This is a genomic window from Streptococcus gallinaceus (genome assembly GCF_040545695.1).
Classification (GTDB): domain Bacteria; phylum Bacillota; class Bacilli; order Lactobacillales; family Streptococcaceae; genus Streptococcus; species Streptococcus gallinaceus.
Genome location: NZ_JBEPMK010000003.1, coordinates 213513 through 238855, shown reverse-complemented (window position 1 = coordinate 238855; position 25343 = coordinate 213513). Strand labels below are relative to the sequence as shown.

Sequence of the window (25343 nt, the reverse complement as noted above, 5' to 3'; positions counted from 1 at the left end):
GGGTTTTCTTCTATTATTGAACTTGAATTTTTGGTATAATGAGAGGTAATGTAGAAAAGGAAACAGGTATGATTTACTTCGATAACTCGGCAACGACTCAGGTCTATCCTGAAGTCTTAAAAACGTATACGGAGGTAGCCACTAAGATTTGGGGCAATCCGTCTAGTCTTCATCATTTGGGTAGTCAGGCAACGCGTATTTTAGAAGCTGCACGCCAACAAATTGCAGAACTCTTGGGAAAAAAGGCAGAGGAGATTATGTTTACTTCTGGCGGTACTGAGGGGGATAACTGGGTCATTAAGGGTGTGGCTTTTGAAAAAGCCTATCTTGGCAAGCACATTATCGTTTCTGCAGTGGAACATCCTGCTGTTAAAGAATCAGCTCTTTGGCTGAAAACGCAAGGCTTTGAAGTTGATTTTGCACCGGTAGATGAAGCAGGTTATCTAGATCTTCAAGCACTGGAAAACCTCATCCGCAAGGATACGATTCTTGTCTCTGTTATGGCGGTCAATAATGAAATAGGTGCTGTTCAGCCGATTCAAGCAATTGCGGACTTGCTAGCGGATAAGCCAACTATTTCTTTTCATGTAGATGCAGTTCAGGCTGTTGGCAAAGTGCCGACAGATAGTTATTTGCCAGAGCGAGTTGATTTTGCGACTTTTTCAGGGCATAAATTTCATTCGGTACGCGGTGTCGGCTTCATCTATGCCAAAGCTGGCAAGAGATTGCAGCCTTTATTGACAGGTGGTGGTCAAGAGGGTGACCACCGTTCGACCACGGAAAATGTGGCAGGGATTGCAGCGACAGCTAAGGCACTTCGAATGACGCTGGAAAAAGCAGAAGTGGCTCAGAAACGCCTGCAAGCCATGAAAGAAGTGATTGTGGCTGGATTACAAGACTATAAGGACGTTGTTGTTTTTTCTCAATTGGAAAATGCTGCGCCCAATATCGTGACATTTGGTGTTAAATACATCCGTGGAGAAGTGATTGTCCATGCATTTGAAGAACATCAAATCTATATCTCCACAACATCAGCTTGCTCTTCCAAGGCTGGAAAACCAGCTGGAACTCTGATTGCTATGGGTGTGCCACAAAAATTAGCCCAGACAGCTGTCCGTGTTAGCTTAGATGAAGACAATGACATGGGACAGGTTGAGCAATTCTTAACCATTTTCAAACAAATTTACAACAAAACTCAGAAAGTGAGATAAATGAACTATTCAGAAATCATGGTGCGCTACGGTGAATTGTCGACCAAAGGCAAAAATCGGATGCGTTTCATCAATAAATTAAAAAATAATATTCAAGAAGCCTTGTCTATCTATCCAGATGTAACAGTTCACTTTGACCGTGACCGTGGGCACGTCTACCTAAATGGGACGGATTATCAGCCAGTAGCTGCTTCTTTGCAGAAGATTTTCGGTATCCAGAATTTTGCGCCGTCTTATAAGGTTGAAAAGTCTGTATCAGCTTTGCGTCAAGCCGTTCAGGATATTATGAAAGCCATCTATAAGGAAGGCATGACCTTTAAAGTGGCTGCACGTCGTAGCGACCACAGTTTTGAGTTGGATAGCCGCGATTTGAACCAAGAATTGGGTGGAGCAGTCTTTGAAGCTATTCCGAATGTTCAAGTACAGATGAAATCGCCCGATATCACTCTTCGTGTAGAAATTCGCGAAGATGCGGCTTATATTTCCCATAAAGAAATCAAGGGTGCGGGTGGGCTTCCAGTTGGTACTGCTGGTAAAGGGATGCTGATGTTATCTGGTGGTATTGATTCGCCAGTGGCGGGGTATTTGGCCCTAAAACGTGGTGTGGATATCGAAGCGGTACACTTCGCAAGCCCACCTTATACCAGCCCTGGTGCGCTTAAAAAGGCTCATGATTTGACACGAAAACTGACAGCTTTTGGTGGTAATATTCAGTTTATCGAGGTGCCTTTTACAGAGATTCAAGAAGAGATCAAAAACAAGGCTCCGGAAGCCTATCTTATGACTTTGACTCGTCGCTTCATGATGCGGATTACAGATGCCATTCGTGAGAAACGAAACGGCCTTATCATCGTAAATGGCGAAAGTCTAGGGCAGGTAGCTAGTCAGACCTTGGAGTCTATGCAGGCAATCAATGCCGTGACCAATACGCCAGTGATTCGTCCCGTTATTACCATGGATAAGCTAGAAATTATTGATATTGCGCAGAAGATTGATACATTTGACATTTCTATTCAGCCATTTGAAGATTGCTGTACAATTTTTGCACCAGACCGTCCCAAAACCAATCCTAAAATCAAAAATGCAGAGCAATATGAAGCGCGTATGGATATTGACGGTTTGGTCGAACGAGCAGTTACGGGCATTATGATTAGAGAAATCACTCCTGTTGAAGAAGTGCAAGATGAAGTTGATGGACTTATTGAAGATTTGCTGTAATGATGCATCCGGTTTTGAGTGATTTTTTTGATGGGCTATTAGGATCGTACACATTTTCAACGGGAGTAGAGAATGTATTCTACGCTCGCCTTCCTTATGTGACCTATTATGTAGGACAATTAACCAAGTTCCTTTTGTGGATTGGTGTCATCCGCTATGCTTTAAGAAAACAACATCCAGAGGTGGGCTTGTTTCAACTGAAAAACATAGCAAAAGAGATGTGGAGGACAACTAGTGGAAAATTAGAATGTGTGGTTCTCCTTTTCTGGGTGACGTTCCTATTTGTCAGCACGATAAATAGTGTGCCTACTGCTTTGCCTATGATGCAAGGATATTTTAAAACGGCAGGCGATGGAATCGATGAGGAAATTCAGGTTCTTCATACTCGGAGTGGAGGAAGTAAGTCGTCAGCTGGAGAAATAGATGCTCTCTTCGTATCTTCAGTAGACGAACGCAGTTATTTTCTTCATGTCATCAATGCTAGTAAACTTTGGTTAAACAGACAGAAGAAGGGCAAATTTACGAGACGGTATTGTATCTAGACAACAGAGGTCAACCATTTTTAGTTGATGACTTTATCAGTGAATAATAAAGGAGTTTTATATGACACACGTATTAAAAGGCTTTGAACCGCGTCGTCATTATTTAGACTTTCACTTGGCTGCTTTTGCTTATTATGATGGCTTAGAAGTCATCGACCAGTTAAAATTAGGTGCACCAGTTCAACTCATGACAGAACCGGAAAATATTCACGATCCACATGCTGTAGTCATTTTCTTTGAAAATACAAAAATTGGTTACGTACCAGCTGATTATAATCAAGAATTGTCCAAATTTCTCTACTTTGGGTATGGCGATATTTTCGAAGCTCGCATTCAAATGGTAAATCACGAAACGCATCCAGAACGTCAATTTAGAGTAGTAGTGAAATTGAAAGATAATCGCTAAAAATTCTCTAAAAACTACAGCCTTTCTCTTGTCAAATAGCGAGAGGAGTGCTATACTAGGAGTGTTGACTATGCACACCCTGTGCAACCGCACGATTACCGTTTTAAGTGGTTCGCCCCACGGTACTAGGCGAGTCTTCACAAAAATAGCGGGGAAACCCAAAAATCCATAGGAGGTGCATAATGAGCACATATGCAATCATTAAAACTGGCGGTAAACAAGTTAAAGTTGAAGCTGGTCAAGCTATCTACGTTGAAAAATTGAACGCAGAAGCAGGTCAAGAAGTTACATTTAACGAAGTTGTTCTCGTTGGTGGCGACAAAACTGTTGTTGGTACACCACTTGTAGAAGGTGCAACTGTTGTAGGTACTGTTGAGAAACAAGGTAAACAAAAGAAAGTTGTTTCTTATAAATACAAACCTAAAAAAGGTAGCCACCGTAAACAAGGTCACCGTCAACCTTATACAAAAGTTGTTATCTCAGCTATCAACGCTTAAGAGCGTCTAGCCTAACAACTGTCATCACATAATTTTGGAGGAATAACATTATGTTAAACTTGAATCTTGCTCAATTAAACCTCTTCGCCCACAAAAAAGGTGGAGGTTCAACATCAAATGGTCGTGACTCACAAGCAAAACGCCTTGGTGCTAAAGCTGCTGATGGTCAAACTGTATCAGGTGGTTCTATCCTTTACCGCCAACGTGGTACAAAAATCTACCCAGGTGCTAACGTAGGCCGTGGTGGAGATGACACTCTTTACGCTAAAGTAGAAGGTGTTGTACGTTTCGAACGTAAAGGTCGCGATAAAAAACAAGTTTCTGTTTACCCAATCGCTAAATAAGCAACTTGTCTATGAAAAAGTCTTCTTTTTGAGAAGGCTTTTTTTCGTATTTAGGATTCGATTCAAATTTTTGACAAAGGAATTTTTCTAGTTTAAAATGTAATTATAAAAATTACCTTTAAAGAAGAACAATGAATTTATATTTTAATATGGCTGTGCATGCCTTGGCATATTTGGTAAAGCATGCCGGGGAGAGTTTTTCTTCGCAAGAACTAGCGGAGCTGATTTGTGTTAATCCTGTTCAATTGCGCTCGGTCATGCGCCCGTTAGTGGAGCACCAGCTTGTTATTTCTAAAAAAGGCAAGTTCGGTGGCTACAGTGTTGATGCCCACATTGGCGAGATTTATCTGGATTAGATTTTTCTTTTGTTTCGGGAAGTGGAGCAGGATAGTCGCATTTATACAGGGACAGGTGAGAGTCATTGTGAAATTGCCCGCAATATGACCAAGGTCATGAAGTCTTATGCAGAGCAGGAGTACCAAGCTCTAAAAAATCTTTATTCTGGGGTTCAACTGAAGGATGTTTTAAATAAAATAGAAGCTATGGAGGCTGTCAAATGAAAAAATATCATCTAATTGTAATTGGTTTTGGTAAAGCAGGAAAAACCATCGCCAAACAAGCAAGTAAGCATGGCGAAAAAGTTGCACTTATTGAAAAAAGTGCTGGCATGTATGGCGGAACTTGTATCAATATTGCCTGCATTCCGACCAAGGTATTGGTAGAGGCTAGCCGTGAAGGATTGGCTTTTCAAGAAGCGATTGCTCGTAAAAATGCGGTTGTGTCTGCCCTCAATCAAAAGAATTTTCATTTATTAGCAGATGATGAAAATATCGATGTCATCGATGGTTTGGCGACCTTTAAGGATGATAAAGTGATTGCGGTTACGAAAGAAAATGGTGAAATAGAGACGCTAACTGCGGATAAAATTGTGATCAATACTGGTGCTAGTCCATTTATCCCTGAGATTAAGGGAGTGAGAGAGTCGCGTTTTGTTTATGACTCAACATCCATGATGAATCGGGAAGAACTCCCTGAAAAATTGGTTATTATCGGTGGAGGCTATATTGCGCTTGAGTTTGCCTCTTTCTTCGCTAATTTCGGTAGCAAGGTAACGGTTGTGGAGCGGGCAGAAAATATTTTAATAAAAGAAGACCCAGAAATTGCGGCTCAAGTGGTGAAAGATTTGTCAGGTGCGGGAATTGAATTTGTCCTTAGCGCAGACACGCAAGAAATCAAGGACGGGGAACAGTTTACTACAGTGGTGACAAATAAGGGTGAATTTGAAGCCGATGCAGTCTTGGTTGCTGCTGGAAGACGTCCAAACACGCAAAATCTTGGATTGGAAAATACAAACATCCAAGTCGGAAAAGGTGGAGAAGTGGTCGTTAATGACTTTTTAGAAACCGATGTTACTGGTGTTTATGCGGCTGGTGATGTCAAAGGTGGACTACAATTTACCTATATTTCCTTAGATGATGCACGGATTTTGCAGGACCAATGGTATGGAAAGAAAGAACGTTCATTGAACAATCGTGGGAATGTTCCTTACTCAGTCTTTATCACACCTGTCCTAGGACGAGTTGGTTATACATTGGATGAAGCCTCGAAAAATGGCTACCAAGCGGTTGAAAACAGCCTGCCAGTTAGCCAAATTCCAAGACATAAGATCAATAATGACCCACGAGGCCTCTTTAAGGTAGTAGTGGACAAAGAAAGTCGTGAAATTCTAGGTGCCAGCCTCTACGGAGAAAATGCAGAAGAGTTAATCAATGTGATTAAAATGGCTATGGATAACCATCTTCCATTTACCTATCTCCGAGACAATATCTACACGCATCCAACTATGATTGAGTCCTTTAACGATCTCATGAATCTTTCTCTCTAATCAGATAAATATGCTTTTGCGATGGTTTTTACAAAAATAAATATAGAAAACGGATAAAATACGAACTAAATGGTTTCGTCGATACTTTTTTAAAAAAGTATCGACGAAACCAAACTTACATGCTACATTTAAAAAGCTTAGAAAAGGTGTTTTCTAGCAAATATAAACTCGAGTAAACAAAAGCCTACGGACAGGCAGGGTTGAATGCCGAAGCGAGATTAGTCACCAACTTTTCCCATTATTGATAGGGTTAAAAGCCTACATTTTATAAGTTGATTTCAGTGGTCAAGGGACATACTGAAGGCTCAATATTAGTGTGGTCAAGCACACGTCATCTTGTGAAACGGTCAATAAAGTACGTAATATTTGCAACTAGAGAGTTAGGAAACATCTGGAACGAATTACTCAACAGAAACAAGGACAAAAAACGTCATACGATTGTAGAGCAGGTGAAAACCTGCTCTTTTTTCATAAATGATAAACACTTGATGGGGTACCAGAGGTGAAAGTGCTAGGGTACTGCGTAGGATTTTTTGGAATATTCCAAAAAATTAACTTTGTAAGGAGTGTATCATTGAATAGAGTGAATCAGGGAAATGCCCCGATCTATCAAGGATTGGTCAATCTGTGGAAACAACGGATTGTTCCTTTTGATGTGTCTGGGCATAAGCGCGGGCGTGGCAATCCAGAGTTGGTAGAATTGCTGGGAGAACTCTTTCCGCATCGGCGGATTGTCGGAATTCCTGCTCGTGAAATTTTGCTAGGTGGGGGCAATATTCATTGCATTACCCAGCAGATTCCCTTATAGATTGGAGTTTTATGAGAAATATTAGAGTGGCTGCCATTCAGATGCAGTGTCAGACTGAGGTGGCAGAAAATATCAAGCCAGCCGAGCGCATGGTGCGGGAAGCTACTCGTCAAGGGGCACAAGTGATTCTCTTGCCAGAACTATTTGAGCGACCGTATTTTTGCCAAGAACGGGCCTATGGGTCCTATGCATTTGCCCAGTCGGTAGAGGAAAATGAAGCCATCCGTCATTTTAGGCCGATTGCGCGTGAGTTGGCGGTAGTGCTGCCTATTTCATTCTATGAAAAAGATGGAAATGTCCTCTATAACTCGATTGCGGTACTCGATGCGGATGGAACGGTTTTAGGCGTTTACCGCAAGACACACATTCCAGATGACCATTTTTACCAAGAGAAGTTTTACTTTACACCTGGCAATACAGGCTTCAAAGTTTGGGAAACACGTTACGGTAAGATTGGAATTGGGATTTGTTGAGACCAATGGTTTCCAGAAACAGCTCGCTGTCTAGTTTTACAAGGAGCAGAGTTGTTGCTCTACCCGACAGCAATTGGCTCGGAGTCTATATTGGATACGGATTCGAGCGGGCATTGGCAACGGGTCATGCAGGGGCATGCCGCTGCGAACATTTTGCCAGTTGTCGCTGCCAACCGCGTTGGACTAGAATGCGTTACGCCGTCAGAGGAAAATAATCAGCAGAGCTCGGAGTTGATTTTTTACGGTTCTTCCTTTATCACAGATGAAACTGGCTTGAAAATCGCTGAAGCGGATCGAAGTAGCCAGCAAATTTTACTTGCGGATATTGACTTGGACAAAGTTGCCAGAGAGCGATTAAACTGGTGACTGTTTCGCGATCGCCGTCCAGAAATGTACACTGAAATCACAAAATAAGCCCGAAGGGTCTTATTTTTTAGATTCTATGGTAAAATAAATCAGGAGTGATAAGATATGAAAATAAAGAGATATAGGCAGTTAGAAGACAAAGAATTGAAAGAGGTTCGGCAGGTCTTAAAAGAATGCCAAGAATATGACCAGACCAGTCGTGAGCCCTATCTGTCCAATCAATTAAACTTTGACCAAACTATGCCAGCCTTTTTTCTTGCCTATGACCAGCAAGTTTTGCAGGGGTTTTTAGCTGTTTATGCAGATGATTATGAGCCAGAGATTTCGATTTATGTCCGACCTGAGGCACGTCGAAAAGGATTAGCGCGTTCCTTGTATCAAGACTACCAAGAAGCGACAGCTGGGTTTGGTTTGCAGAAGGATTATTTTGCGACAGAATCCGTTTTTGTGGAGCGTCATCCAGACCTGATGAAGGCTTGGTCCTTGCTGCAGACTGAGGATATTGAGCTGCTTATGGAGAGACAGCGCCAGCCGTTTTCCATAGAAAAAAGAGAAGATATTGAGGTTTGTCTAGCCAGTCAAGAGCATGTGGCTGCCATTGCAGAAGTGAAAACACAGGCCTTTGGTGCGGGAGAAGGTGATGAGCGTCTGCGTTATGTGAGAGAGGCGCTAGCTGATCCAAACAGTTATCTCTACATTGCTGTGAAGGACCAAAAAGTCGTCGCGACTTGCACCGTAGATGTGTCGACAAATGAGGACTACATTTTTGGTCTAGCTGTGGAAGAAGCGGTGCGCCAGCAGGGAATTGGCTCCTATCTGGTCCAGTCTGTGGTCAATGACCGCATTAAAAATGGGCAAAAACGTGCTTTCCAACTCGCAGTTGATAAGGACAATGATGTAGCACGAACACTTTACGAAAAATTGGATTTCAAAGTAGTAACTGAAATTTGTTATTATACGGCTTGAATTAGATGCATGTAGACTGAAAGAGGTGAACTATGCGTGTCATACGGAAATTGTTGAAACATCGGATAATGGCGGTGCCTATCTCCGCCTGCCTTGGGATATCAGGAAAGAATTTGGGAAAGGCAGGCTAAAAGTAGAGGCAACCTTTGACGGTGTTCCTTATCACGGCAGTATTGTCAATATGGGCGTCAAGCATGCTGATGGCAATATTTGTTATATCATCGGCATTCCTAAAAAAATTCGAAAAGCCATCGGAAAATCGCATGAAGACATGGTACATGTTCGCATAGTGATAGCAGAGTAAACTTTTTTTGAAAAAAGAGACAAAAACTAAAAGTAAGCCTTTTCTTTTTTTGAAAATCTGATATACTAATACAGTACGTGATAAAAATCACAAATCTGTATGAGGTAAGAAAATGATAGACTATCCAGAATCCAGCAGTCCCTTGCTGACAAGCTTAGACAAGAGCATCAAGAAAAAGGCAGAGTTGATTGAGACCAACTACGGCGCCTATGCTGTACGTGCCATGCTAGCTACGCTTTATCTGACCCTAGGATATGCGATTTCAGTTGTTGTCATGGACAAGCTCAATCATTTGGTCGATGGCTGCGGAAAATTTGGCTACGCCTTCCTATTTGGCTGGGGCCTGACCATGATTGTCTATATGAATGCGGAACTCGGCACGTCCAATATGATGTACATGACAAGTGCTGTTCACCGCAAGGTGATTCCGACCAAAACGGCTTTGAAAATTCTCTTTAGCTGTATCGCCTTTAACTTCCTCGGAGCGGTGATTACCTGCTATTTCTTGTCGCTGACCAGTCCATTTCAGCCAGGTCATGTCGAGGCTCACAGTGCTATACTTGAAATGGCCACTCTGAAATTAAGCAAAACACCGCTGACACAATTTGTAGAAGGGATTTTTGCCAACATCGTGGTGAATATTTCCGTTCTTGCAGCCCTTCGCATGAAAGATGATGCTGGGAAAATCATAGCGACCATTTGTATCATTTTCATCTTCGCTTTTCTTGGTTATGAGCACGTCATTGCCAATTTCTCGACTTTCTCACTAGCCTATTTTGTCAATGGAGGACCGGTTGAAGGGATGACACTTCTGTCAGTCTTATCGAATTTCCTTTTCTCAGGACTTGGGAATTTTGTTGGCGGCGGTCTAGTTATGGGCCTGACCTATAGCTGGCTCAATCAAAAAAGTAAATTGTATTTGGATTAAATAAAAAAGTAAGAGACTTCCTGTAAGTCTCTTTTTTCAGTGCAATATGGTATAATGATGAAGAATGAAAAAAGGAAGAATGCTATGAATATTCAACAATTACGTTATGTTGTGGCCATTGCCAACAGCGGAACTTTTCGGGAGGCTGCTGAGAAAATGTTTGTCTCTCAACCCAGCTTGTCGATTTCAGTTCGTGATTTGGAAAAGGAGTTGGGCTTTAAGATTTTTAGTCGGACCAGCTCGGGTACTTTTTTGACACGTCGCGGCATGGAATTTTATGAAAAGGCCCAGCAATTGGTCAAGGGATTTGACAGTTTCGAACACCTCTATTTGCAGTCTGAGGAAGAGCGACCAGAGTTCTCGATTTCCAGTCAGCACTATGATTTCTTACCACCTTTGATGACAGAGTTTTCGGAAAATTTTCCTGAATACCGTAATTTTCGGATTTTTGAGTCTACAACGGTGCAGATTTTGGATGAGGTATCTCAAGGTCATAGTGAGTTGGGCATTATCTATCTCAATCCGCGTAATACCAAGGGAATTATGCAAAAGTTGACTAAGCTGCATTTGGATGTGGTGGAGATGATTCATTTCCAAACGCATATTTACATCCGCAAAGGTCATCCGCTAGCCAGCCGGAAAGAGATTAAATTAGAAGACTTGAAGGGTTTGCCAACGGTACGATTTACGCAAGAAAAAGAGGAATACCTCTACTATTCTGAAAATTTCTTTGATACATCGGATTCATCGGTGACCTATGATGTGACTGACCGAGCTACCTTGAATGGAATCCTGGAGCGGACAGACGCCTATGCTACGGGTTCTGGATTCTTAGACAGTGAAAGTGTGCACGGTATTACAGTTATCCCGCTTGTTGATGAAATGGAAAATCGTATGGTTTATGTCAAACGCGAAGATGCTGATTTGAGTCAATGTGCCCAAGATTTTGTGGCAGCCATGCAGGAATATTTTGATAAGAAGAAAGGGTAAGATGAGAAAATTTAGCTTTCCAGTTTTAATAGCTGGTTTGATTGGCCTCGATCAGCTGGTCAAATGGTGGACGGTAAGCAATGTTGAATTGGATACCAGCCGGGAATGGATTTCTGGTTTTATGAGTTTGGCTTACCTTAGAAATTATGGAGCAGCTTACTCAATGCTGCAAAATCAGCAATGGCTCTTTACCATCATTACGCTCGTTGTGATGACAGCAGCCATCTGGTATTTTATCAAGCAGATTGATGGCAGTCTCTGGCAACTGTTTGCCCTGTCTTTGATTATCGCAGGTGGTCTTGGAAATTTTATCGATCGCTTGAGATTGGGTTATGTGGTGGATATGTTTAAGACAGAGTTTATTGATTTCCCAGTCTTCAATGTAGCAGATGCTTGCTTGACAGTCGGAGTTGCGGTATTGTTTATTTGTATCCTAAAAGAGGAGGAATATGGAAGTAAAAATTAAAAATGGTGGTGTTCGTCTAGACAAGGCCTTGGCAGATGAGACAGAATTATCACGCCCCCTTGCCAACGAGCAAGTCAAACTTGGTCAAGTCTTGGTTAACGGTCAGGTAAAAAAAGCCAAGTACAGTGTTCAAGTAGGCGATATCATCACCTATCAATTACCAGAAATCGTAGAAGTAGACTATGTGGCAGAAGACATTCCTTTGGATATGGTCTATGAAGATGCAGATGTTGCAGTGGTCAATAAACCACAAGGCCTGGTTGTTCATCCATCTGCGGGGCATCCTTCTGGTACCTTGGTCAATGCGCTCTTGTATCATGTCAAAGACCTATCAGGTATCAATGGAGTTGCGCGTCCAGGAATTGTCCACCGGATTGATAAGGATACATCTGGCTTGCTCATGATTGCTAAAAACGATGAGGCACATACAGCTCTGGCAGAAGAATTGAAAGCTAAGAAGTCTTTGCGCAAATACCTTGCTATCGTTCATGGGAATCTACCAAATGACCGTGGCGTCATTGATGCACCCATTGGTCGTTCGGAGAAAGACCGCAAGAAGCAAGCAGTAACGGCTAAAGGAAAAGATGCGGTGACACGTTTTCAAGTAGTGGAACGCTTTGGAGATTATACCTTGGTGGAGCTCACCTTAGAGACAGGGCGTACCCATCAAATTCGTGTTCACATGGCTTATATTGGTCATCCAGTAGCAGGAGATGAGGTCTATGGCCCACGCAAGACATTGAAGGGGCATGGTCAATTTCTCCATGCACAGACGCTCGGTTTTACACATCCAAAAACAGGCGAGCTTGTGACCTTCACAGCACCAGCGCCAGCTATTTTCCAAGAAACACTAGAAAAATTAAGAAAAGATTAAAAGTCAGGTGTTCCCGTCTTTTTTCTATAAACTGTTTTATCTCAGCCTAAAGACCGAGGTTCTTGTCCTATAGCTATGGTACAATGACTGTAGAGGAAAGTAAGTATGTTAAAATCTGAAGAAAAATTAAAAAGAATTCGTATGGTCGTGAGGGGCATTGGCTGGATTATGCTGATTTTGACAACGCTCTTGGTCGTGCATCTCTTTTTCCAAGGCTACTTAACGGATGCTCAAAAATTGAAGTCTGTTGTCCATAAAGCGGGTATCTGGGGTCCATTGCTCTTTCTAGCTGTTCAGATTGTGCAGGTGGCTATTCCCATTCTGCCAGGTGGCGTGACAACTTTAGCAGGTGTGCTGATTTTTGGGAATTTTTGGGGCTTTGTATGGAATTATATCGGTATTTGTGCTGGTTCTGTTTTGGGCTTTCATATCGCTAAGACCTTTGGTCGTCCCATTTTACATGCCTTTTTCAGTCCCAAGACCATTGCCAGTTATGAAAAACACACCAATTCTGACAGTAAGTTTACCAAGTATTTTGCCTGGGCCATCTTTTTGCCGGTGGCGCCAGATGATTTGCTCTGCTATTTGGCAGGGACAACCAGCATGAGTTATAAGACTTTTACTTGGATTATTTTACTTGGAAAGCCCGCTTCCTTGTTGATTTACAGCTTGGGATTGACGACCGTACTTAAGCATTTCTTCGGAATCGTTTAGTATGAAACCATTGTCATCTTGCCCAAATATTCCCTTCATGCTATACTAGAGTCTGTATTATTTATTGAAGGAGATGACATGGAAACTTTACCAAATTGTGTAAAATGCCAATCAGAATATGTATATGAGGATGGGGCTCTCTTAGTTTGCCCTGAGTGTGCCTACGAATGGAACCCAGCTGAACTTGCTGAGGAAGATGCCATTCTTGCAATTGATGCAAATGGAAATCGTTTGGCAGATGGTGATACAGTGACATTGATCAAAGACTTGAAAGTCAAAGGTGCACCCAAAGACTTGAAACAAGGTACGCGCGTGAAAAATATTCGTATCGTTGAGGGTGACCACAACATCGATTGCAAGATTGATGGCTTTGGTGCCATGAAACTCAAATCAGAATTTGTCAAGAAAATTTAATCCAAAGAGACAAATGTCTCTTTCTTTTTAGGAGTATACTATGAGAATCAAACTATTATATTTGTCGAGATGTCTGCTAGCCTTATTGGCGGTTGTGGGAACGAGCATGGAGATTGCCAAGTACGGCATCGGCATGTTGATGTATTATACAGTACAGTCCAATTTATTAGTGGCGCTGTTTTCGCTCTATATGGTTTATGTCATGAGTCGAAAATTGGATATGCAGTCACCTAAATTTTTACGGATAAAAGCAGCGGTTACCATGTCTATCATGATTACCTTTGTCATTTATCATTTGCTGTTGGCGCCGATTGCGACAGATTTTTGGCGCGTTGAAAATATTCTCTGCCATTACATTGTACCGCTTTACTTTTTCGCGGATACCTTGTTCTTTGATAAGCAAAAGCAGTACAAGTGGTTTGACCCAATCTGGTGGACGTCGCTTCCCTTGCTTTATATGATTTTTGGCTTGGTCAACGGCCTCTTTATCAAGATTCCAATTCCTGATGCTAAAGACAGTCCCTTTGCCTATTTCTTCCTAAATGTGACCAAATACGGCTGGAATTTTGTATTGACCTACGCCGGCACCATCTTTGTCGTTTATTTAATCGCAGGATTTGTCTTACTAGGTATCAAATCCATTTCCTTTAAGAAAAGAGCCTGAGAACACGAATTATTTCCTGATTTTTAGGTAAATATTTGTCAGAAAAAAGAAGTTTTGCTATACTATAGTCAATGAATCCTTTAAGAACTGTCCCGTGAGACAGACAAGGAGTAGACGTAGAATAGGGAGACAGTCTGTCTGCCTACATTTTGCTGAAATCTCCTTGAAAAGGGAGATTTTTTTCTTGCCTAGCAAGAGTTTGGAGGAAGACATGAAAACCAAGGAAATTGTCGATGAAATGACAATGAAACGCGCCATCACGCGTATTACTTATGAGATTATCGAACGCAATAAACAGCTAGATAAGATCGTCCTGGCTGGAATTAAGACACGTGGTGTCTATATTGCTCGCCGCATTCAAGAACGCTTGAAACAGCTGGAAGGTATCGATGTTCCAATCGGTGAATTGGATACCAAGCCTTTCCGTGATGATGTCAAGATGGAAGAAGACACGACGCTGATGGAAGCGGATGTGAATGACCGCGACGTTATCCTTGTCGATGATGTACTTTATACTGGACGTACCATCCGTGCAGCCATTGATAATGTGGTTTCACTTGGGCGACCTGCTCGTGTAAGTTTGGCAGTCTTGGTAGACCGTGGTCACCGCGAATTGCCTATTCGAGCGGACTATGTTGGGAAAAATATTCCAACCAGTCGATTGGAAGAAATTGTTGTCCATGTCACAGAAGTGGATGGACAAGATCAGGTTCTTCTAGTAGAAGTAGCACAGTAAGTTTCAGTAGATTCATCAATAAAAAGGTAGGTGTTCGTCATGACAGTTACGAATGGTAAAGTTTCACTCAAGCATTTGGTTACAATGGAAACTCTCTCCAATGAGGAAGTTTTTGGCTTGATACAGCGTGGTCTAGCCTTCAAACGAGGACAAGCAGATTTCCAAACCGATCGGCAGTACTTTGCATCTAATCTCTTCTTTGAAAATTCAACTCGGACGCATAAGTCATTTGAAATGGCAGAGTTAAAACTTAGAATGGGAATGATTGACTTTGATGCCAAAACTAGCTCGGTCAATAAGGGAGAGACGCTTTACGATACCATTTTGACCATGAGTGCCTTGGGAGTGGATATCTGTGTGGTTCGCCATCCGGATGTGGACTATTATAAGCAGCTCATTGATAGTCCGACCATCCAGACTTCTATTGTTAATGGAGGAGACGGATCGGGGCAGCATCCCAGCCAGTCATTGCTTGACTTGATGACCATTTATGAAGAATTTGATGGCTTTGAGGGCTTGAAAGTGGTCATTGCAGGTGACATTACACACTCTCGTGTGGCCAAGTCAAATATGCAAATTCTCAAGCGTCTTGGAGCAGAGATTTACTTTGCCGGACCAAGCCAGTGGTATTCTGATGAGTTTGATGTCTATGGGCAGCACATTGCCATTGATGACATGATCGAAGAAGTAGATGTTATGATGCTCTTGCGTGTGCAGCATGAGCGTCATGATGGAAATGAAAGCTTTTCAAAAGAAGAATACAATCGTTGCTACGGACTGACAGATGACCGATACAAACGCTTGAAGAGTACAGCCATTGTGATGCACCCTGCGCCTGTCAACCGGGATGTGGAGATTGATGACCACTTGGTAGAGGCACCAAAATCGCGGATTGTCCGTCAGATGACAAATGGTGTCTTTGTCCGCATGGCTATTCTCGAAGCTGTTTTGAATGGCAAAGCCTAGCAAGAATCAACGTTAAAGAACTCCAGAGAGGGTTTACGAAAGGAAATACATGACCAAACGATTATTAATTTTAGAAGATGGGACCATTTTTGAAGGTCAGGCATTTGGCGCGGATATTGATGTGACGGGAGAAATCGTCTTCAATACAGGGATGACCGGCTACCAAGAATCCATTACAGACCAGTCTTACAATGGGCAGATTTTGACCTTTACCTATCCCTTAATAGGGAATTACGGTATCAATCGTGACGATTACGAGTCCATTAAGCCGACCTGCAAAGGGGTAGTGGTTGCTGAAAATGCCCGCAGAGCTAGCAACTGGAGGAACTACCTATCACTTGATGAATTTCTCAAGTCCAAAAATATTCCCGGGATTTCAGGGATTGATACACGGGCTTTGACGAAAATTATTCGCCAACACGGCACGATGAAAGCTACTATAGCAGATGAGGGCGACAGTATTGAGCACTTGAGCGACCAGCTCCGTGCAACGGTCCTTCCGACAAATAATATTGAGCAGGTGTCTACCAAGACGGCCTACCCAGCACCCGGTGTCGGTAAAAATATCGTCTTGGTTGACTTTGGGCTCAAGCACTCGATTTTACGTGAATTTTCTAAGCGAAACTGCAATGTGACTGTAGTGCCATTTGACACAAAAGCCGAGGAAATTCTCCACCTTAATCCAGACGGAGTGATGTTGTCGAACGGCCCTGGTAACCCTGAGGATGTGCCGGAAGCTTTGGAGATGATTCGTGGAATTCAGGGGCAAATTCCTATATTTGGGATTTGTATGGGACATCAATTGTTCAGTCTGGCAAATGGTGCGACAACCTACAAAATGAAATTTGGTCACCGTGGCTTCAACCATGCAGTCCGCGAAATTGCGACGGGGCGTGTTGATTTTACTAGCCAAAATCATGGGTACGCAGTTGATCGTGAGACCTTGCCTGAAGAGTTGATTGTCACACATGAAGAAATCAACGACAAGTCAGTCGAAGGGGTACGACACCGTTATCTACCAGCTTTTTCTGTGCAATTTCACCCAGATGCAGCACCTGGTCCGCACGATGCTTCCTATCTTTTCGATGAATTTCTCGAAATGATTGATGCCTTCCAACTGGAAAAAACACGTTTGTAGTATTTAATGTCACCCCGCGAGGTGACGAATAGGAAAGGAGAAAAAGAGGGGGCGTATTTAATTTTTGTAATTGAATACGGGCTACGAACTGTGACAAAAAGATAGATTTTCCTAGAATCAATGGATTCTTCGTCAAATCTCCTATTTTGTCTTTGTTCACTAGACGCCCTTTATATCTTAAACATGCCAAAACGTTCTGATATTCATAAAATTATGGTGATTGGGTCTGGTCCGATTATTATTGGTCAGGCTGCTGAGTTTGACTATGCGGGAACGCAAGCTTGTCTTGCTTTGAAGGAGGAGGGCTACAGTGTTGTTCTGGTCAATTCAAATCCCGCGACGATTATGACCGATAAGGAAATTGCAGATAAGGTTTATATTGAGCCGATTACGCTGGAGTTTGTGACGCGTATTTTGCGCAAAGAAAGACCGGATGCGCTTTTGCCAACGCTTGGTGGTCAAACAGGTCTCAACATGGCCATGGAATTGTCCAAAAATGGGATTTTGGATGAATTGGGCGTGGAGTTACTTGGAACCAAGTTGTCTGCTATTGATCAGGCCGAGGATCGTGACCTCTTCAAGCAGCTCATGGAGGAGCTTGAGCAACCGATTCCTGAATCTGAAATTGTCAATACCGTTGAGGAAGCTGTTGCTTTTGCGGCGACGATTGGTTATCCAGTCATTGTCCGTCCAGCCTTTACCCTTGGTGGTACGGGTGGCGGCATGTGTGCCAATGAGGATGAGTTACGAGAAATTGCTGAGAATGGGCTCAAGCTGTCACCGGTGACTCAGTGTTTGATTGAGCGTTCCATTGCAGGCTTTAAGGAAATCGAGTACGAGGTCATGCGTGATGCCGCGGACAATGCCCTCGTAGTTTGTAACATGGAAAACTTTGACCCTGTTGGGATTCACACAGGAGACTCCATCGTATTTGCTCCAATGCAAACTCTTTCAGACATTGAAAACCAAATGCTGCGCGATGCCAGTCTCAAAATCATTCGAGCTCTTAAAATCGAAGGTGGCTGTAACGTTCAGCTGGCGCTTGACCCGCATAGTTTTAAATACTATGTCATCGAAGTTAACCCACGGGTGTCTCGCTCATCAGCCCTTGCTTCCAAAGCGACAGGTTACCCAATTGCTAAATTGGCGGCGAAAATTGCTGTTGGATTGACTCTGGATGAGATGATTAACCCTGTTACAGGGACGACCTACGCCATGTTTGAGCCAGCGCTTGACTATGTCGTAGCTAAAATTCCGCGTTTCCCATTTGATAAGTTTGAAAACGGTGAGCGTCGTCTGGGGACCCAGATGAAAGCCACCGGCGAAGTTATGGCTATCGGGCGCAACATTGAAGAAAGTCTTCTCAAGGCTTGCCGTTCGCTTGAAATCGGTGTCCATCACAATGAAATGCCTGAGCTGATTCAGGTGACTGATGATGCCCTTCTTGAAAAAATTGTAAAAGCACAAGATGACCGTATCTTCTATCTTTCCGAAGCCATTCGCCGAGGATTTACCATTGAGGAATTAGCTGACTTAACAAAAGTTGATATTTTCTTCCTGGATAAATTGTTGCATATCTTTGAAATTGAGCAGGACTTGGCTAGCCATCCTAAGGACGTCTGGTCTTTGAAGGAAGCTAAACGAAATGGATTTTCTGACTGTAAAATTGCTGAATTGTGGCAGATGACGGCAAAAGAAGTACGCGTCTTCCGTCATGCTTACAAGATCTTACCAGTCTACAAAATGGTAGACACCTGCGCAGCTGAATTTGAATCAGCGACGCCTTATTTCTACTCGACCTACGAATGGGAAAATGAGTCTATCAAATCCGATAAAGAATCAGTTATCGTTCTTGGTTCTGGTCCAATCCGTATCGGCCAAGGTGTGGAGTTTGACTACGCGACCGTTCACTCAGTAAAAGCTATTCAGGCTGCGGGCTATGAAGCCATTATTATGAATTCAAATCCTGAGACAGTGTCGACAGACTTTTCCGTTTCAGATAAGCTCTACTTTGAACCATTGACGTTTGAAGATGTTATGAATGTCATCGAGTTGGAGCAGCCAAAAGGAGTTGTGGTCCAGTTTGGAGGACAAACAGCGATTAACTTGGCAGAAAGTTTATCTCAGGCAGGTGTGCAAATTCTTGGGACACAGGTTGCTGATCTTGACCGTGCTGAAGACCGTGACCTCTTTGAACAAGCTTTGAAAGCTCTAGACATTCCACAGCCACCAGGTTATACGGCGACTAATGAAGAAGAAGCCGTTGAAGCGGCTCGTAAGGTTGGCTTCCCAGTACTTGTGCGTCCATCCTATGTCCTCGGCGGACGGGCTATGGAAATCGTTGAGAATGAAGATGATCTTCGTTCCTACATGCGGACAGCGGTTAAGGCTAGCCCAGACCATCCAGTTCTCGTTGACTCTTATATCGTTGGCCGTGAGTGCGAAGTAGATGCTATTTCGGACGGAAAAGATGTTCTGATTCCTGGGATTATGGAGCATATCGAGCGCGCAGGCGTTCACTCAGGCGACTCCATGGCTGTTTACCCACCGCAAGGATTGTCCCAAAAAGTCAAAGATACCATTGCAGACTACACTAAGCGTTTGGCTATCGGTCTCAACTGTATCGGTATGATGAACATCCAGTTTGTCATAAAAGACGAAGTGGTCTATGTGATTGAGGTAAACCCACGTGCCAGTCGTACGGTACCATTCCTCTCAAAAGTGACCAATATCCCAATGGCGCAAGTTGCAACCAAGTTGATTTTGGGCGAGAGCTTGGCAGAGCAAGGTTATGAAGATGGTCTCTATCCTGAAAGCAATCTGGTCCATGTCAAGGCCCCTGTCTTCTCCTTCACCAAGCTGGCTAAGGTTGATAGCCTCCTAGGACCGGAAATGAAGTCGACAGGTGAGGTCATGGGAACAGACACAACGCTTGAAAAAGCCCTATACAAAGCCTTTGAAGCGACTTATTTCCATATGCCGGAATTTGGAAATGTCGTCTTTACCATTGCAGATGATACCAAGGAAGAGGCTTTGCAACTCGCAAAACGTTTTGATAGAATCGGCTATGCCATTTTTGCCACAAGTGGAACAGCAGCCTTCTTTGCAGAAAACGGCTTAGAGGCTTGCTTAGTTGGAAAAATCGCAGAAAGCGAAAATGACATCCCAAGCCTCGTTCGCTCAGGTCAAGTGCAAGCCATTGTCAATACCGTTGGAACCAAACGGACTGCTGACACGGATGGTCAAGTCATCCGAAGTTCGGCGATTGAACAAGGAGTTCCCCTCTTTACAGCCTTAGATACGGCTGAGGCAATGGTGCGCGTTCTAGAAGGACGTAGCTTTACTACACAAGCTATTTAAAATAGCAATTAGAACCCCAAGAAAAACGAGTCTTTTGACTTGTTTTTCTTTCACCTAATTTCTGAAAAAAATCTCTATCTGTGGTAGAATAAGAGAAGAATTTACGGAAATAAAGGAGAAATAATGAATTCTGTAGCTCGTTTAATTGAAGCATTTGTCCCAGAAAACTACAATCTTTTCTTGGATTTGAATCGTACTAATAAGACTTTTTCTGGTCTGGTTACCATTACTGGTCAAGCCTTGAAGGAAACTGTTGCCTTGCACCAACGTGATTTGTCGATTTCATCTGTCAAAGTTGCTGGTCAAGAAGTGAATTTCCAAGTGGATAATGAATTGGAAACTGTTGCATTTTCAGTAGCCAATCTTGGTGACACAGTCCTTGAAGTGGCCTTTTCTGGAAATATCACAGACAACATGGATGGTATCTATCCTTCTTACTACACACTTGATGGTGAGAAAAAAGAACTCTTGGGAACACAGTTTGAAAGCCATTTTGCTCGTCAAGCATTCCCATCTATTGATGAACCAGAGGCGAAAGCAACCTTTGATCTTAGCTTGAAATTTGACCAATCTGAAGGAGAAATCGCCCTTTCGAACATGCCAGAAATCCAAGTTGAGAACCGCAAGGAAACTGGTGTTTGGACATTTGACACGACACCACGCATGTCATCCTATCTCTTGGCATTTGTTTGTGGAGACTTGCAATGCAAAACGACACATACTAAAAATGGTACTTTGGTTGGTTCTTACTCAACCAAGGCTCATTCCATGGAAAGTCTTGATTTCTCATTGGAAATTGCAGTCAAGGCCATTGAGTTCTATGAAGATTACTTCGGTGTAGCCTACCCAATTCCACAGTCTCTCCATGTCGCTTTACCAGACTTCTCAGCTGGTGCCATGGAAAACTGGGGCCTTGTGACCTACCGTGAGGTCTACTTGGTTGTTGATGAAAATTCGACCTTGGCAAGCCGTCAGCAAGTGGCTCTTGTTATCGCTCACGAAGTGGCTCACCAATGGTTTGGTAATCTCGTTACTATGAAATGGTGGGATGACCTTTGGCTCAATGAATCATTTGCCAACATGATGGAGTACGTCTGTGTCAACAGCATCAAGCCTGAGTGGGAAATTTTTGACGATTTCCAAACGTCAGGTGTACCTTTGTCACTCAAACGAGATGCGACGGACGGTGTCCAATCCGTTCACGTTGCGGTTCATCACCCAGATGAAATCAATACACTCTTTGACCCTGCTATCGTTTATGCAAAAGGAAGCCGTCTCATGCACATGTTGCGCCGTTGGTTAGGGGATGCGGATTTTGCAAAAGGCTTGGGCGCTTACTTTGAAAAACACAAGTATGGCAATACTGTCGGAACAGACCTTTGGAATGCACTTGGAGAAGCTTCTGGCCGTGACGTTGCAGGCTTTATGGATTCATGGTTGGAACAACCAGGTTACCCAGTATTGACAGTCTCTGTAGAAAATGACACTCTGAAAATTCATCAAGAGCAATTCTTCATTGGTGAAAATGAAGACAAGGGTCGCATCTGGCAAGTACCGCTCAACAGCAATTGGACTGGTCTTCCAGACACATTGACAACTGAAACCTTGGAAATTCCAAACTACAGCGCTCTGGCTGCACAAAATGAAGGTGCCCTCCGTTTCAATACTGAAAATACAGCCCACTATATTACCAACTATCAAGGCGAGCTTTACCAAGCTATCGTTGACGAATTGGCAGGTTTAGACAAGGTATCTAAGTTGCAAATTCTCTTGGAACGCAATCTCTTGTCTCGTGGGGGTCGTGTGTCCGTAGCCAGTCTCTTGGACTTATTACCAAGTTTAGAAAAAGATACAGAAAATATCGTTCTCGTTGCCGTGGCAGATATCCTTGGTGCAGTTGAGACAGTTATTGATGAAGATTCTGAAGAGGAAAAAGCCTACAAAGAATTGGTCAAGTCAACTCTTCGTTACAACTACGAACGTCTTGGATTTGAAAAACGTGAGGGTGAAGCAGAAGAAGATGAAAAATCACGTCAAATGGTCTGGTCATGGATGATTTATGCAGGAGAACAATCTGCTATCGATGCAGCTGCAAACTTGTATAAAGAGTATGACGGCAAATTGTCATCATTACCAGCTGCCCTTCGTGCTCTCGTCCTTGGCAACCAAGTCAAAAACTTTGAAAGCAAGGAAGTGACAGACACTTACCTTCAAGAATACATTGCAACCAATGATGGGAACTACCAACGTCAACTCATGGCTGCCCTCTCAAATACCAAAAACCAAGAAACGGTTGAACAGCTCTTGGTTAATTGGCAAGATAAATATGTGGTGAAACCACAAGACTTGTCTATCTGGTATTTCAATTTCCTTGGTCATGACTTCACACAAGGAACTGTATGGGCTTGGGCACAGGAAAATTGGGATTGGATCAAGTCTGCTCTTGGAGGCGATATGAGCTTTGACAAGTTCGTCATTTACCCAGCTGGCGCATTCAAGACTACTGAGCGTTTGGCTGAGTACAAAGCCTTCTTTGAACCTCAATTGACAGATATGGCGATTAGCCGAAATATCAGCATGGGAATCAAAGAAATTGCAGCTCGTGTTGACTTCATCGAACGTGAAAAATCAGCTGTTAGCCAGGCTCTTCTCAAATAATATAGAAAAACCAGAATGATTTTCTGGTTTTTTTCTGAAAATTTTGCTACAATCTAGGGCGAGAAAAGGAGGACTTTATGTCTATTATTACAATTATTTTAGGAACTCTTGTCGCACTTGAATTTTTCTATATTTTTTACCTTGAAACGATTGCGACGACATCTACAGCAACTGCGCGTGTCTTCAATATGAGCCAGGAAGAGCTGCAAAATAAAAACGTTACAACTTTATTTAAAAATCAAGGTGTTTACAATCTCTTGATTGGTCTACTTATCTTGGTTGCGCTCTATATTTTCCCAAGCGTTACTTGGTTGGCGGTGTTGTTGGTCTACATCATTTTGGTGGCTATTTACGGCGGTATGACTAGCGATAAGATGATTATTTTGAAACAAGGTGGATTGGCTATTCTGACCTTGTTGACGCTTTTATTTTAGATTGATTTTCTAGCAAGATGTACTTGCTAGTTTTTTTATTTATATTATTTTGAATTTACAATAGTACAAATGTGTTATAATAGAATTATGGCATATTCAGTAGATTTTCGTAAAAAAGTTCTCGATTATTGTGAACGAACAGGTAATATTTCAGAGGTTGCGATTGTGTTTGGTCTTTCTCGCAACACTATTTATGGATGGAAAAAGTTGCGGAAGCAAACAGGAAAACTTGAGCATCAAGTCAAGGGGACCAAGCCTCGCAAAGTTAATCGCGAGCGGTTAAAGTCCTTTATCGAAGAGCATCCAGATGCCTATTTGGATGAGATTGCTTTGGAATTTGATTGTCATCCGAGTGCAATTCACTATGCACTTAAAGCCATGGGCTACACTCGAAAAAAAGAATTGTACCTACTATGAGCAGGACCCAGAAAAAGTAGCTGTTTTTCAAGCCGCTTTTGAAAAACTATGTCACTTACCCACAGTTTATATTGACGAAACAGGTTTTAATACCTACTTTTATCGAGAATATGGTCGTTCCCCTTGTGGTCGGATGATTGAGGGAAAGGTTTCAGGTAAGAAGTATCAACGTATTTCTCTGGTCGCAGGTCTAGTTGGCGATAGGATTATTGCTCCCATGACTTATGAATCCACCATGACAAGTGAGTTTTTTGAGGCCTGGTTTAAGGAGTTCTTGTTGCCTAACTTAGATAGCCCTTCTCTGATTATCATGGATAACGCAAGGTTTCATCGAATGAGGCAGCTAAGGATATTATGTGAGGACAGAGGACATATAGTATTACCTCTTCAACCCTATTCCCCAGAGCTGAATCCCATCGAGAAAATCTGGGCTCATATTAAAAAGCATCTTAGAAAGGTATTGTCAACTTGTAATACCTTTCTAGATGCTCTTTTGTCCTATTCTTGTTTCACTTGACTATATATTAAATTAAGAAAAGATAAATGTTTAAAAAACATGGTATTGTAAGGGTTTTTGAGAGCTTATTTGTTTGACTTTAATCTTTTTTAGTGTTAATATACCCAATCAAGTATACTAATTGAAATTAGGGAAATGAACACAAAAGAATTAAAATTTTTACGAAGAGCACAATTGTTAGAATTGATGCTGGAACAGCAAAATGTGATTGAAGAGCAGCAGGCTCGGATCAATGAATTAGAAAAAGAGCTCGCGAATCGTCATTTAAAAATGGAACAAGTAGGGTCCATTGCGGAGGCTTCTTTATCGCTGACAAGAATTTTTGAAGAGGCTCAAGCAGCTGCAGACTTGTATTTGGAAAATGTACGACGGATTGTTGAAGAGAAAGAAGAAAATGGAATCTGAAAAATTAACTTCAAGGGATGTTGCAAGAGAATTAGAGCGAGTTCGGTATCAATCCAGCTTTTGGATGATTGTGAGAAATACGCTCTTTACACTTCTTGCAGTTGTATCACTTGCAATATTGGTGGCAGTCTTATGGCTGCCTGTTTTGCGAATTTATGGTAATTCTATGAACAAGACCTTGCAGCAAGATGATATTGTTCTGACTGTCAAGGAATCAAGTGATAAGGTTGAAACGGGTGATGTTTTGGCTTTTTATTATAACAACAAAGTGTTAGTGAAGCGAGTCATTGCCAAGTCAGGAGATTGGGTGGATATTGACTCGGAAGGGACAGTCTATGTTAATCAGAAAGAATTGGCTGAACCTTATGTTGATAAAAAGTCTCTCGGAAATAGCAATATTACCTACCCCTATCAGGTACCGGATGATCAGATTTTTGTATTGGGAGATAATCGTGAAGTATCGATTGACTCACGGAATACGTCTATCGGGACTGTAACAGAAGAACAAGTGGTCGGAAAAATTGTTTTTAAAGTTTGGCCGCTGAAATCATTTGGGGCTATCAAATAAATGAAAGGATAAGTTTTGAAGGATATTTATAGAATTATTTATGATTCTATCCAATATGGTCGTCACAAAGGAAA

The 25343-nt window shown here is 42.4% G+C and carries 28 protein-coding genes, 1 pseudogene and 1 other annotated feature; all 29 genes and pseudogenes read left to right on the top strand.

Translation table 11 applies throughout. The annotated features are described in order from the left end of the window. The first annotated feature begins 68 nt into the window (after window positions 1–68). The 29 genes and pseudogenes from ABID27_RS05365 to lepB all read left to right on the top strand — a co-directional run bounded on the left by ABID27_RS05365 (window position 69) and on the right by lepB (window position 25269). Window positions 69–1211 carry a cysteine desulfurase family protein gene (locus ABID27_RS05365; RefSeq protein ID WP_354280777.1) on the top strand — a complete coding sequence of 381 codons (1143 nt, stop codon included), beginning with the start codon at window positions 69–71 and terminating at the stop codon, window positions 1209–1211. Then, window positions 1212–2429, top strand: coding sequence for a tRNA uracil 4-sulfurtransferase ThiI (gene thiI / locus ABID27_RS05360; RefSeq protein ID WP_354280775.1), 1218 nt, complete (start codon window positions 1212–1214; stop codon window positions 2427–2429). It begins immediately after the preceding gene. Next, window positions 2429–2971, top strand: a complete 543-nt coding sequence (locus ABID27_RS05355; RefSeq protein WP_354280773.1) for a hypothetical protein — start codon at window positions 2429–2431, stop codon at window positions 2969–2971. Before thiI ends, ABID27_RS05355 begins: the two co-directional genes overlap by 1 nt. 61 nt (window positions 2972–3032) lie before the next feature. Continuing rightward, the gene (locus ABID27_RS05350) at window positions 3033–3377 is read left to right on the top strand and encodes an HIRAN domain-containing protein (RefSeq protein ID WP_354280771.1); all 345 of its coding nucleotides are present in this window, start codon (window positions 3033–3035) and stop codon (window positions 3375–3377) included. Between the two features lie 75 nt (window positions 3378–3452). Next, window positions 3453–3524: a sequence feature (ribosomal protein L21 leader region), on the top strand. A 35-nt stretch (window positions 3525–3559) separates the two neighbouring features. Beyond that, window positions 3560–3874: a 50S ribosomal protein L21 gene (gene rplU, locus ABID27_RS05345; RefSeq protein WP_049617884.1), complete on the top strand. Its 315-nt coding sequence runs from the start codon at window positions 3560–3562 to the stop codon at window positions 3872–3874. Between the two features lie 50 nt (window positions 3875–3924). Then, entirely contained in the window at window positions 3925–4218 is a 294-nt protein-coding gene (rpmA, locus tag ABID27_RS05340) for a 50S ribosomal protein L27 (protein ID WP_018167286.1), read from the top strand. Window positions 4219–4349: 131 nt separating this feature from the next. Beyond that, window positions 4350–4574: an Rrf2 family transcriptional regulator gene (locus ABID27_RS05335; protein WP_354280768.1), complete on the top strand. Its 225-nt coding sequence runs from the start codon at window positions 4350–4352 to the stop codon at window positions 4572–4574. 9 nt (window positions 4575–4583) lie between these two features. Next, complete coding sequence (locus tag ABID27_RS05330; RefSeq protein WP_354280766.1) at window positions 4584–4778, top strand: hypothetical protein; 195 nt, start codon at window positions 4584–4586, stop codon at window positions 4776–4778. Beyond that, the gene (merA, locus tag ABID27_RS05325) at window positions 4775–6103 is read left to right on the top strand and encodes a hypothiocyanous acid reductase MerA (protein WP_354280764.1); all 1329 of its coding nucleotides are present in this window, start codon (window positions 4775–4777) and stop codon (window positions 6101–6103) included. Before ABID27_RS05330 ends, merA begins: the two co-directional genes overlap by 4 nt. Window positions 6104–6677: 574 nt before the next feature. Next, complete coding sequence (locus tag ABID27_RS05320) at window positions 6678–6911, top strand: agmatine deiminase family protein (protein ID WP_354280762.1); 234 nt, start codon at window positions 6678–6680, stop codon at window positions 6909–6911. Between the two features lie 11 nt (window positions 6912–6922). Continuing rightward, window positions 6923–7750 (top strand): annotated as a pseudogene (locus ABID27_RS05315) (nitrilase-related carbon-nitrogen hydrolase). Between the two features lie 105 nt (window positions 7751–7855). Continuing rightward, window positions 7856–8716 carry a GNAT family N-acetyltransferase gene (locus tag ABID27_RS05310; RefSeq protein ID WP_354280760.1) on the top strand — a complete coding sequence of 287 codons (861 nt, stop codon included), beginning with the start codon at window positions 7856–7858 and terminating at the stop codon, window positions 8714–8716. A gap of 25 nt (window positions 8717–8741) precedes the next feature. Next, complete coding sequence (locus ABID27_RS05305; RefSeq protein ID WP_354280758.1) at window positions 8742–9020, top strand: DUF1905 domain-containing protein; 279 nt, start codon at window positions 8742–8744, stop codon at window positions 9018–9020. A gap of 112 nt (window positions 9021–9132) precedes the next feature. Beyond that, window positions 9133–9948, top strand: coding sequence for a formate/nitrite transporter family protein (locus ABID27_RS05300; RefSeq protein ID WP_253364218.1), 816 nt, complete (start codon window positions 9133–9135; stop codon window positions 9946–9948). Window positions 9949–10032: 84 nt separating this feature from the next. Beyond that, window positions 10033–10938 (top strand): LysR family transcriptional regulator, encoded by a 906-nt coding sequence (locus ABID27_RS05295; protein WP_253364220.1) that lies wholly within the window; start codon window positions 10033–10035, stop codon window positions 10936–10938. A 1-nt stretch (window position 10939) separates the two neighbouring features. Then, on the top strand, window positions 10940–11404 hold the full coding sequence (gene lspA / locus ABID27_RS05290) for a signal peptidase II (RefSeq protein ID WP_253364222.1): 465 nt from the start codon (window positions 10940–10942) through the stop codon (window positions 11402–11404). Then, window positions 11388–12278 (top strand): RluA family pseudouridine synthase, encoded by an 891-nt coding sequence (locus ABID27_RS05285; protein ID WP_253364224.1) that lies wholly within the window; start codon window positions 11388–11390, stop codon window positions 12276–12278. The genes lspA and ABID27_RS05285 overlap by 17 nt, the downstream gene beginning before the upstream one ends. Before the next feature lie 141 nt (window positions 12279–12419). Then, window positions 12420–12992 carry a TVP38/TMEM64 family protein gene (locus tag ABID27_RS05280; protein WP_253364517.1) on the top strand — a complete coding sequence of 191 codons (573 nt, stop codon included), beginning with the start codon at window positions 12420–12422 and terminating at the stop codon, window positions 12990–12992. 78 nt (window positions 12993–13070) lie between these two features. Further along, window positions 13071–13406: a zinc ribbon domain-containing protein YjdM gene (locus ABID27_RS05275; RefSeq protein ID WP_253364226.1), complete on the top strand. Its 336-nt coding sequence runs from the start codon at window positions 13071–13073 to the stop codon at window positions 13404–13406. Window positions 13407–13446: 40 nt separating this feature from the next. Then, on the top strand, window positions 13447–14070 hold the full coding sequence (locus ABID27_RS05270) for a Pr6Pr family membrane protein (RefSeq protein WP_354280754.1): 624 nt from the start codon (window positions 13447–13449) through the stop codon (window positions 14068–14070). Window positions 14071–14281: 211 nt separating this feature from the next. Beyond that, the gene (gene pyrR, locus ABID27_RS05265; protein WP_253364230.1) at window positions 14282–14806 is read left to right on the top strand and encodes a bifunctional pyr operon transcriptional regulator/uracil phosphoribosyltransferase PyrR; all 525 of its coding nucleotides are present in this window, start codon (window positions 14282–14284) and stop codon (window positions 14804–14806) included. 39 nt (window positions 14807–14845) lie between these two features. Beyond that, the gene (locus tag ABID27_RS05260) at window positions 14846–15772 is read left to right on the top strand and encodes an aspartate carbamoyltransferase catalytic subunit (RefSeq protein ID WP_354280751.1); all 927 of its coding nucleotides are present in this window, start codon (window positions 14846–14848) and stop codon (window positions 15770–15772) included. A 49-nt stretch (window positions 15773–15821) separates the two neighbouring features. Beyond that, window positions 15822–16910, top strand: a complete 1089-nt coding sequence (locus ABID27_RS05255; protein ID WP_354280749.1) for a carbamoyl phosphate synthase small subunit — start codon at window positions 15822–15824, stop codon at window positions 16908–16910. Window positions 16911–17093: 183 nt separating this feature from the next. After that, window positions 17094–20270, top strand: coding sequence for a carbamoyl-phosphate synthase large subunit (carB, locus tag ABID27_RS05250; protein WP_354280747.1), 3177 nt, complete (start codon window positions 17094–17096; stop codon window positions 20268–20270). A gap of 123 nt (window positions 20271–20393) precedes the next feature. After that, window positions 20394–22928 (top strand): M1 family metallopeptidase, encoded by a 2535-nt coding sequence (locus ABID27_RS05245; protein ID WP_354280745.1) that lies wholly within the window; start codon window positions 20394–20396, stop codon window positions 22926–22928. Between the two features lie 77 nt (window positions 22929–23005). Then, window positions 23006–23362, top strand: a complete 357-nt coding sequence (locus ABID27_RS05240; RefSeq protein ID WP_253364239.1) for a DUF1304 domain-containing protein — start codon at window positions 23006–23008, stop codon at window positions 23360–23362. A gap of 87 nt (window positions 23363–23449) precedes the next feature. Next, window positions 23450–24296, top strand: a protein-coding gene (locus tag ABID27_RS05235) for an IS630 family transposase (protein ID WP_354280743.1) whose coding sequence is annotated in 2 segments (ribosomal slippage) — window positions 23450–23757 and window positions 23756–24296 — 849 coding nt in all. Because the reading frame shifts where the segments join, the coding sequence is not laid out codon by codon here. A 135-nt stretch (window positions 24297–24431) separates the two neighbouring features. Then, on the top strand, window positions 24432–24701 hold the full coding sequence (locus ABID27_RS05230) for a DNA repair protein (protein WP_253364240.1): 270 nt from the start codon (window positions 24432–24434) through the stop codon (window positions 24699–24701). Then, a complete protein-coding gene (gene lepB, locus ABID27_RS05225) occupies window positions 24691–25269 on the top strand; it encodes a signal peptidase I (RefSeq protein WP_253364241.1) in 579 nt (192 codons plus the stop codon). Before ABID27_RS05230 ends, lepB begins: the two co-directional genes overlap by 11 nt. The last annotated feature ends 74 nt before the right edge of the window (window positions 25270–25343 follow it).

Excerpts from the sequence above, each read along its gene's own strand:
- ABID27_RS05350 (WP_354280771.1), top strand. The coding sequence starts at position 3,033 with ATGACACACGTATTAAAAGGCTTTGAACCGCGTCGTCATTATTTAGAC.
- pyrR (WP_253364230.1), top strand. The coding sequence starts at position 14,282 with ATGAAAACCAAGGAAATTGTCGATGAAATGACAATGAAACGCGCCATC.
- ABID27_RS05335 (WP_354280768.1), top strand. The coding sequence starts at position 4,350 with ATGAATTTATATTTTAATATGGCTGTGCATGCCTTGGCATATTTGGTA.
- ABID27_RS05295 (WP_253364220.1), top strand. The coding sequence starts at position 10,033 with ATGAATATTCAACAATTACGTTATGTTGTGGCCATTGCCAACAGCGGA.
- lspA (WP_253364222.1), top strand. The coding sequence starts at position 10,940 with ATGAGAAAATTTAGCTTTCCAGTTTTAATAGCTGGTTTGATTGGCCTC.
- ABID27_RS05245 (WP_354280745.1), top strand. The coding sequence starts at position 20,394 with ATGAATTCTGTAGCTCGTTTAATTGAAGCATTTGTCCCAGAAAACTAC.
- rplU (WP_049617884.1), top strand. The coding sequence starts at position 3,560 with ATGAGCACATATGCAATCATTAAAACTGGCGGTAAACAAGTTAAAGTT.
- ABID27_RS05240 (WP_253364239.1), top strand. The coding sequence starts at position 23,006 with ATGTCTATTATTACAATTATTTTAGGAACTCTTGTCGCACTTGAATTT.
- ABID27_RS05275 (WP_253364226.1), top strand. The coding sequence starts at position 13,071 with ATGGAAACTTTACCAAATTGTGTAAAATGCCAATCAGAATATGTATAT.
- ABID27_RS05285 (WP_253364224.1), top strand. The coding sequence starts at position 11,388 with ATGGAAGTAAAAATTAAAAATGGTGGTGTTCGTCTAGACAAGGCCTTG.
- ABID27_RS05260 (WP_354280751.1), top strand. The coding sequence starts at position 14,846 with ATGACAGTTACGAATGGTAAAGTTTCACTCAAGCATTTGGTTACAATG.
- rpmA (WP_018167286.1), top strand. The coding sequence starts at position 3,925 with ATGTTAAACTTGAATCTTGCTCAATTAAACCTCTTCGCCCACAAAAAA.
- ABID27_RS05280 (WP_253364517.1), top strand. The coding sequence starts at position 12,420 with ATGGTCGTGAGGGGCATTGGCTGGATTATGCTGATTTTGACAACGCTC.
- merA (WP_354280764.1), top strand. The coding sequence starts at position 4,775 with ATGAAAAAATATCATCTAATTGTAATTGGTTTTGGTAAAGCAGGAAAA.
- ABID27_RS05300 (WP_253364218.1), top strand. The coding sequence starts at position 9,133 with ATGATAGACTATCCAGAATCCAGCAGTCCCTTGCTGACAAGCTTAGAC.
- ABID27_RS05255 (WP_354280749.1), top strand. The coding sequence starts at position 15,822 with ATGACCAAACGATTATTAATTTTAGAAGATGGGACCATTTTTGAAGGT.
- ABID27_RS05230 (WP_253364240.1), top strand. The coding sequence starts at position 24,432 with ATGAACACAAAAGAATTAAAATTTTTACGAAGAGCACAATTGTTAGAA.
- ABID27_RS05365 (WP_354280777.1), top strand. The coding sequence starts at position 69 with ATGATTTACTTCGATAACTCGGCAACGACTCAGGTCTATCCTGAAGTC.
- carB (WP_354280747.1), top strand. The coding sequence starts at position 17,094 with ATGCCAAAACGTTCTGATATTCATAAAATTATGGTGATTGGGTCTGGT.
- lepB (WP_253364241.1), top strand. The coding sequence starts at position 24,691 with ATGGAATCTGAAAAATTAACTTCAAGGGATGTTGCAAGAGAATTAGAG.
- ABID27_RS05270 (WP_354280754.1), top strand. The coding sequence starts at position 13,447 with ATGAGAATCAAACTATTATATTTGTCGAGATGTCTGCTAGCCTTATTG.
- ABID27_RS05310 (WP_354280760.1), top strand. The coding sequence starts at position 7,856 with ATGAAAATAAAGAGATATAGGCAGTTAGAAGACAAAGAATTGAAAGAG.
- thiI (WP_354280775.1), top strand. The coding sequence starts at position 1,212 with ATGAACTATTCAGAAATCATGGTGCGCTACGGTGAATTGTCGACCAAA.
- ABID27_RS05355 (WP_354280773.1), top strand. The coding sequence starts at position 2,429 with ATGATGCATCCGGTTTTGAGTGATTTTTTTGATGGGCTATTAGGATCG.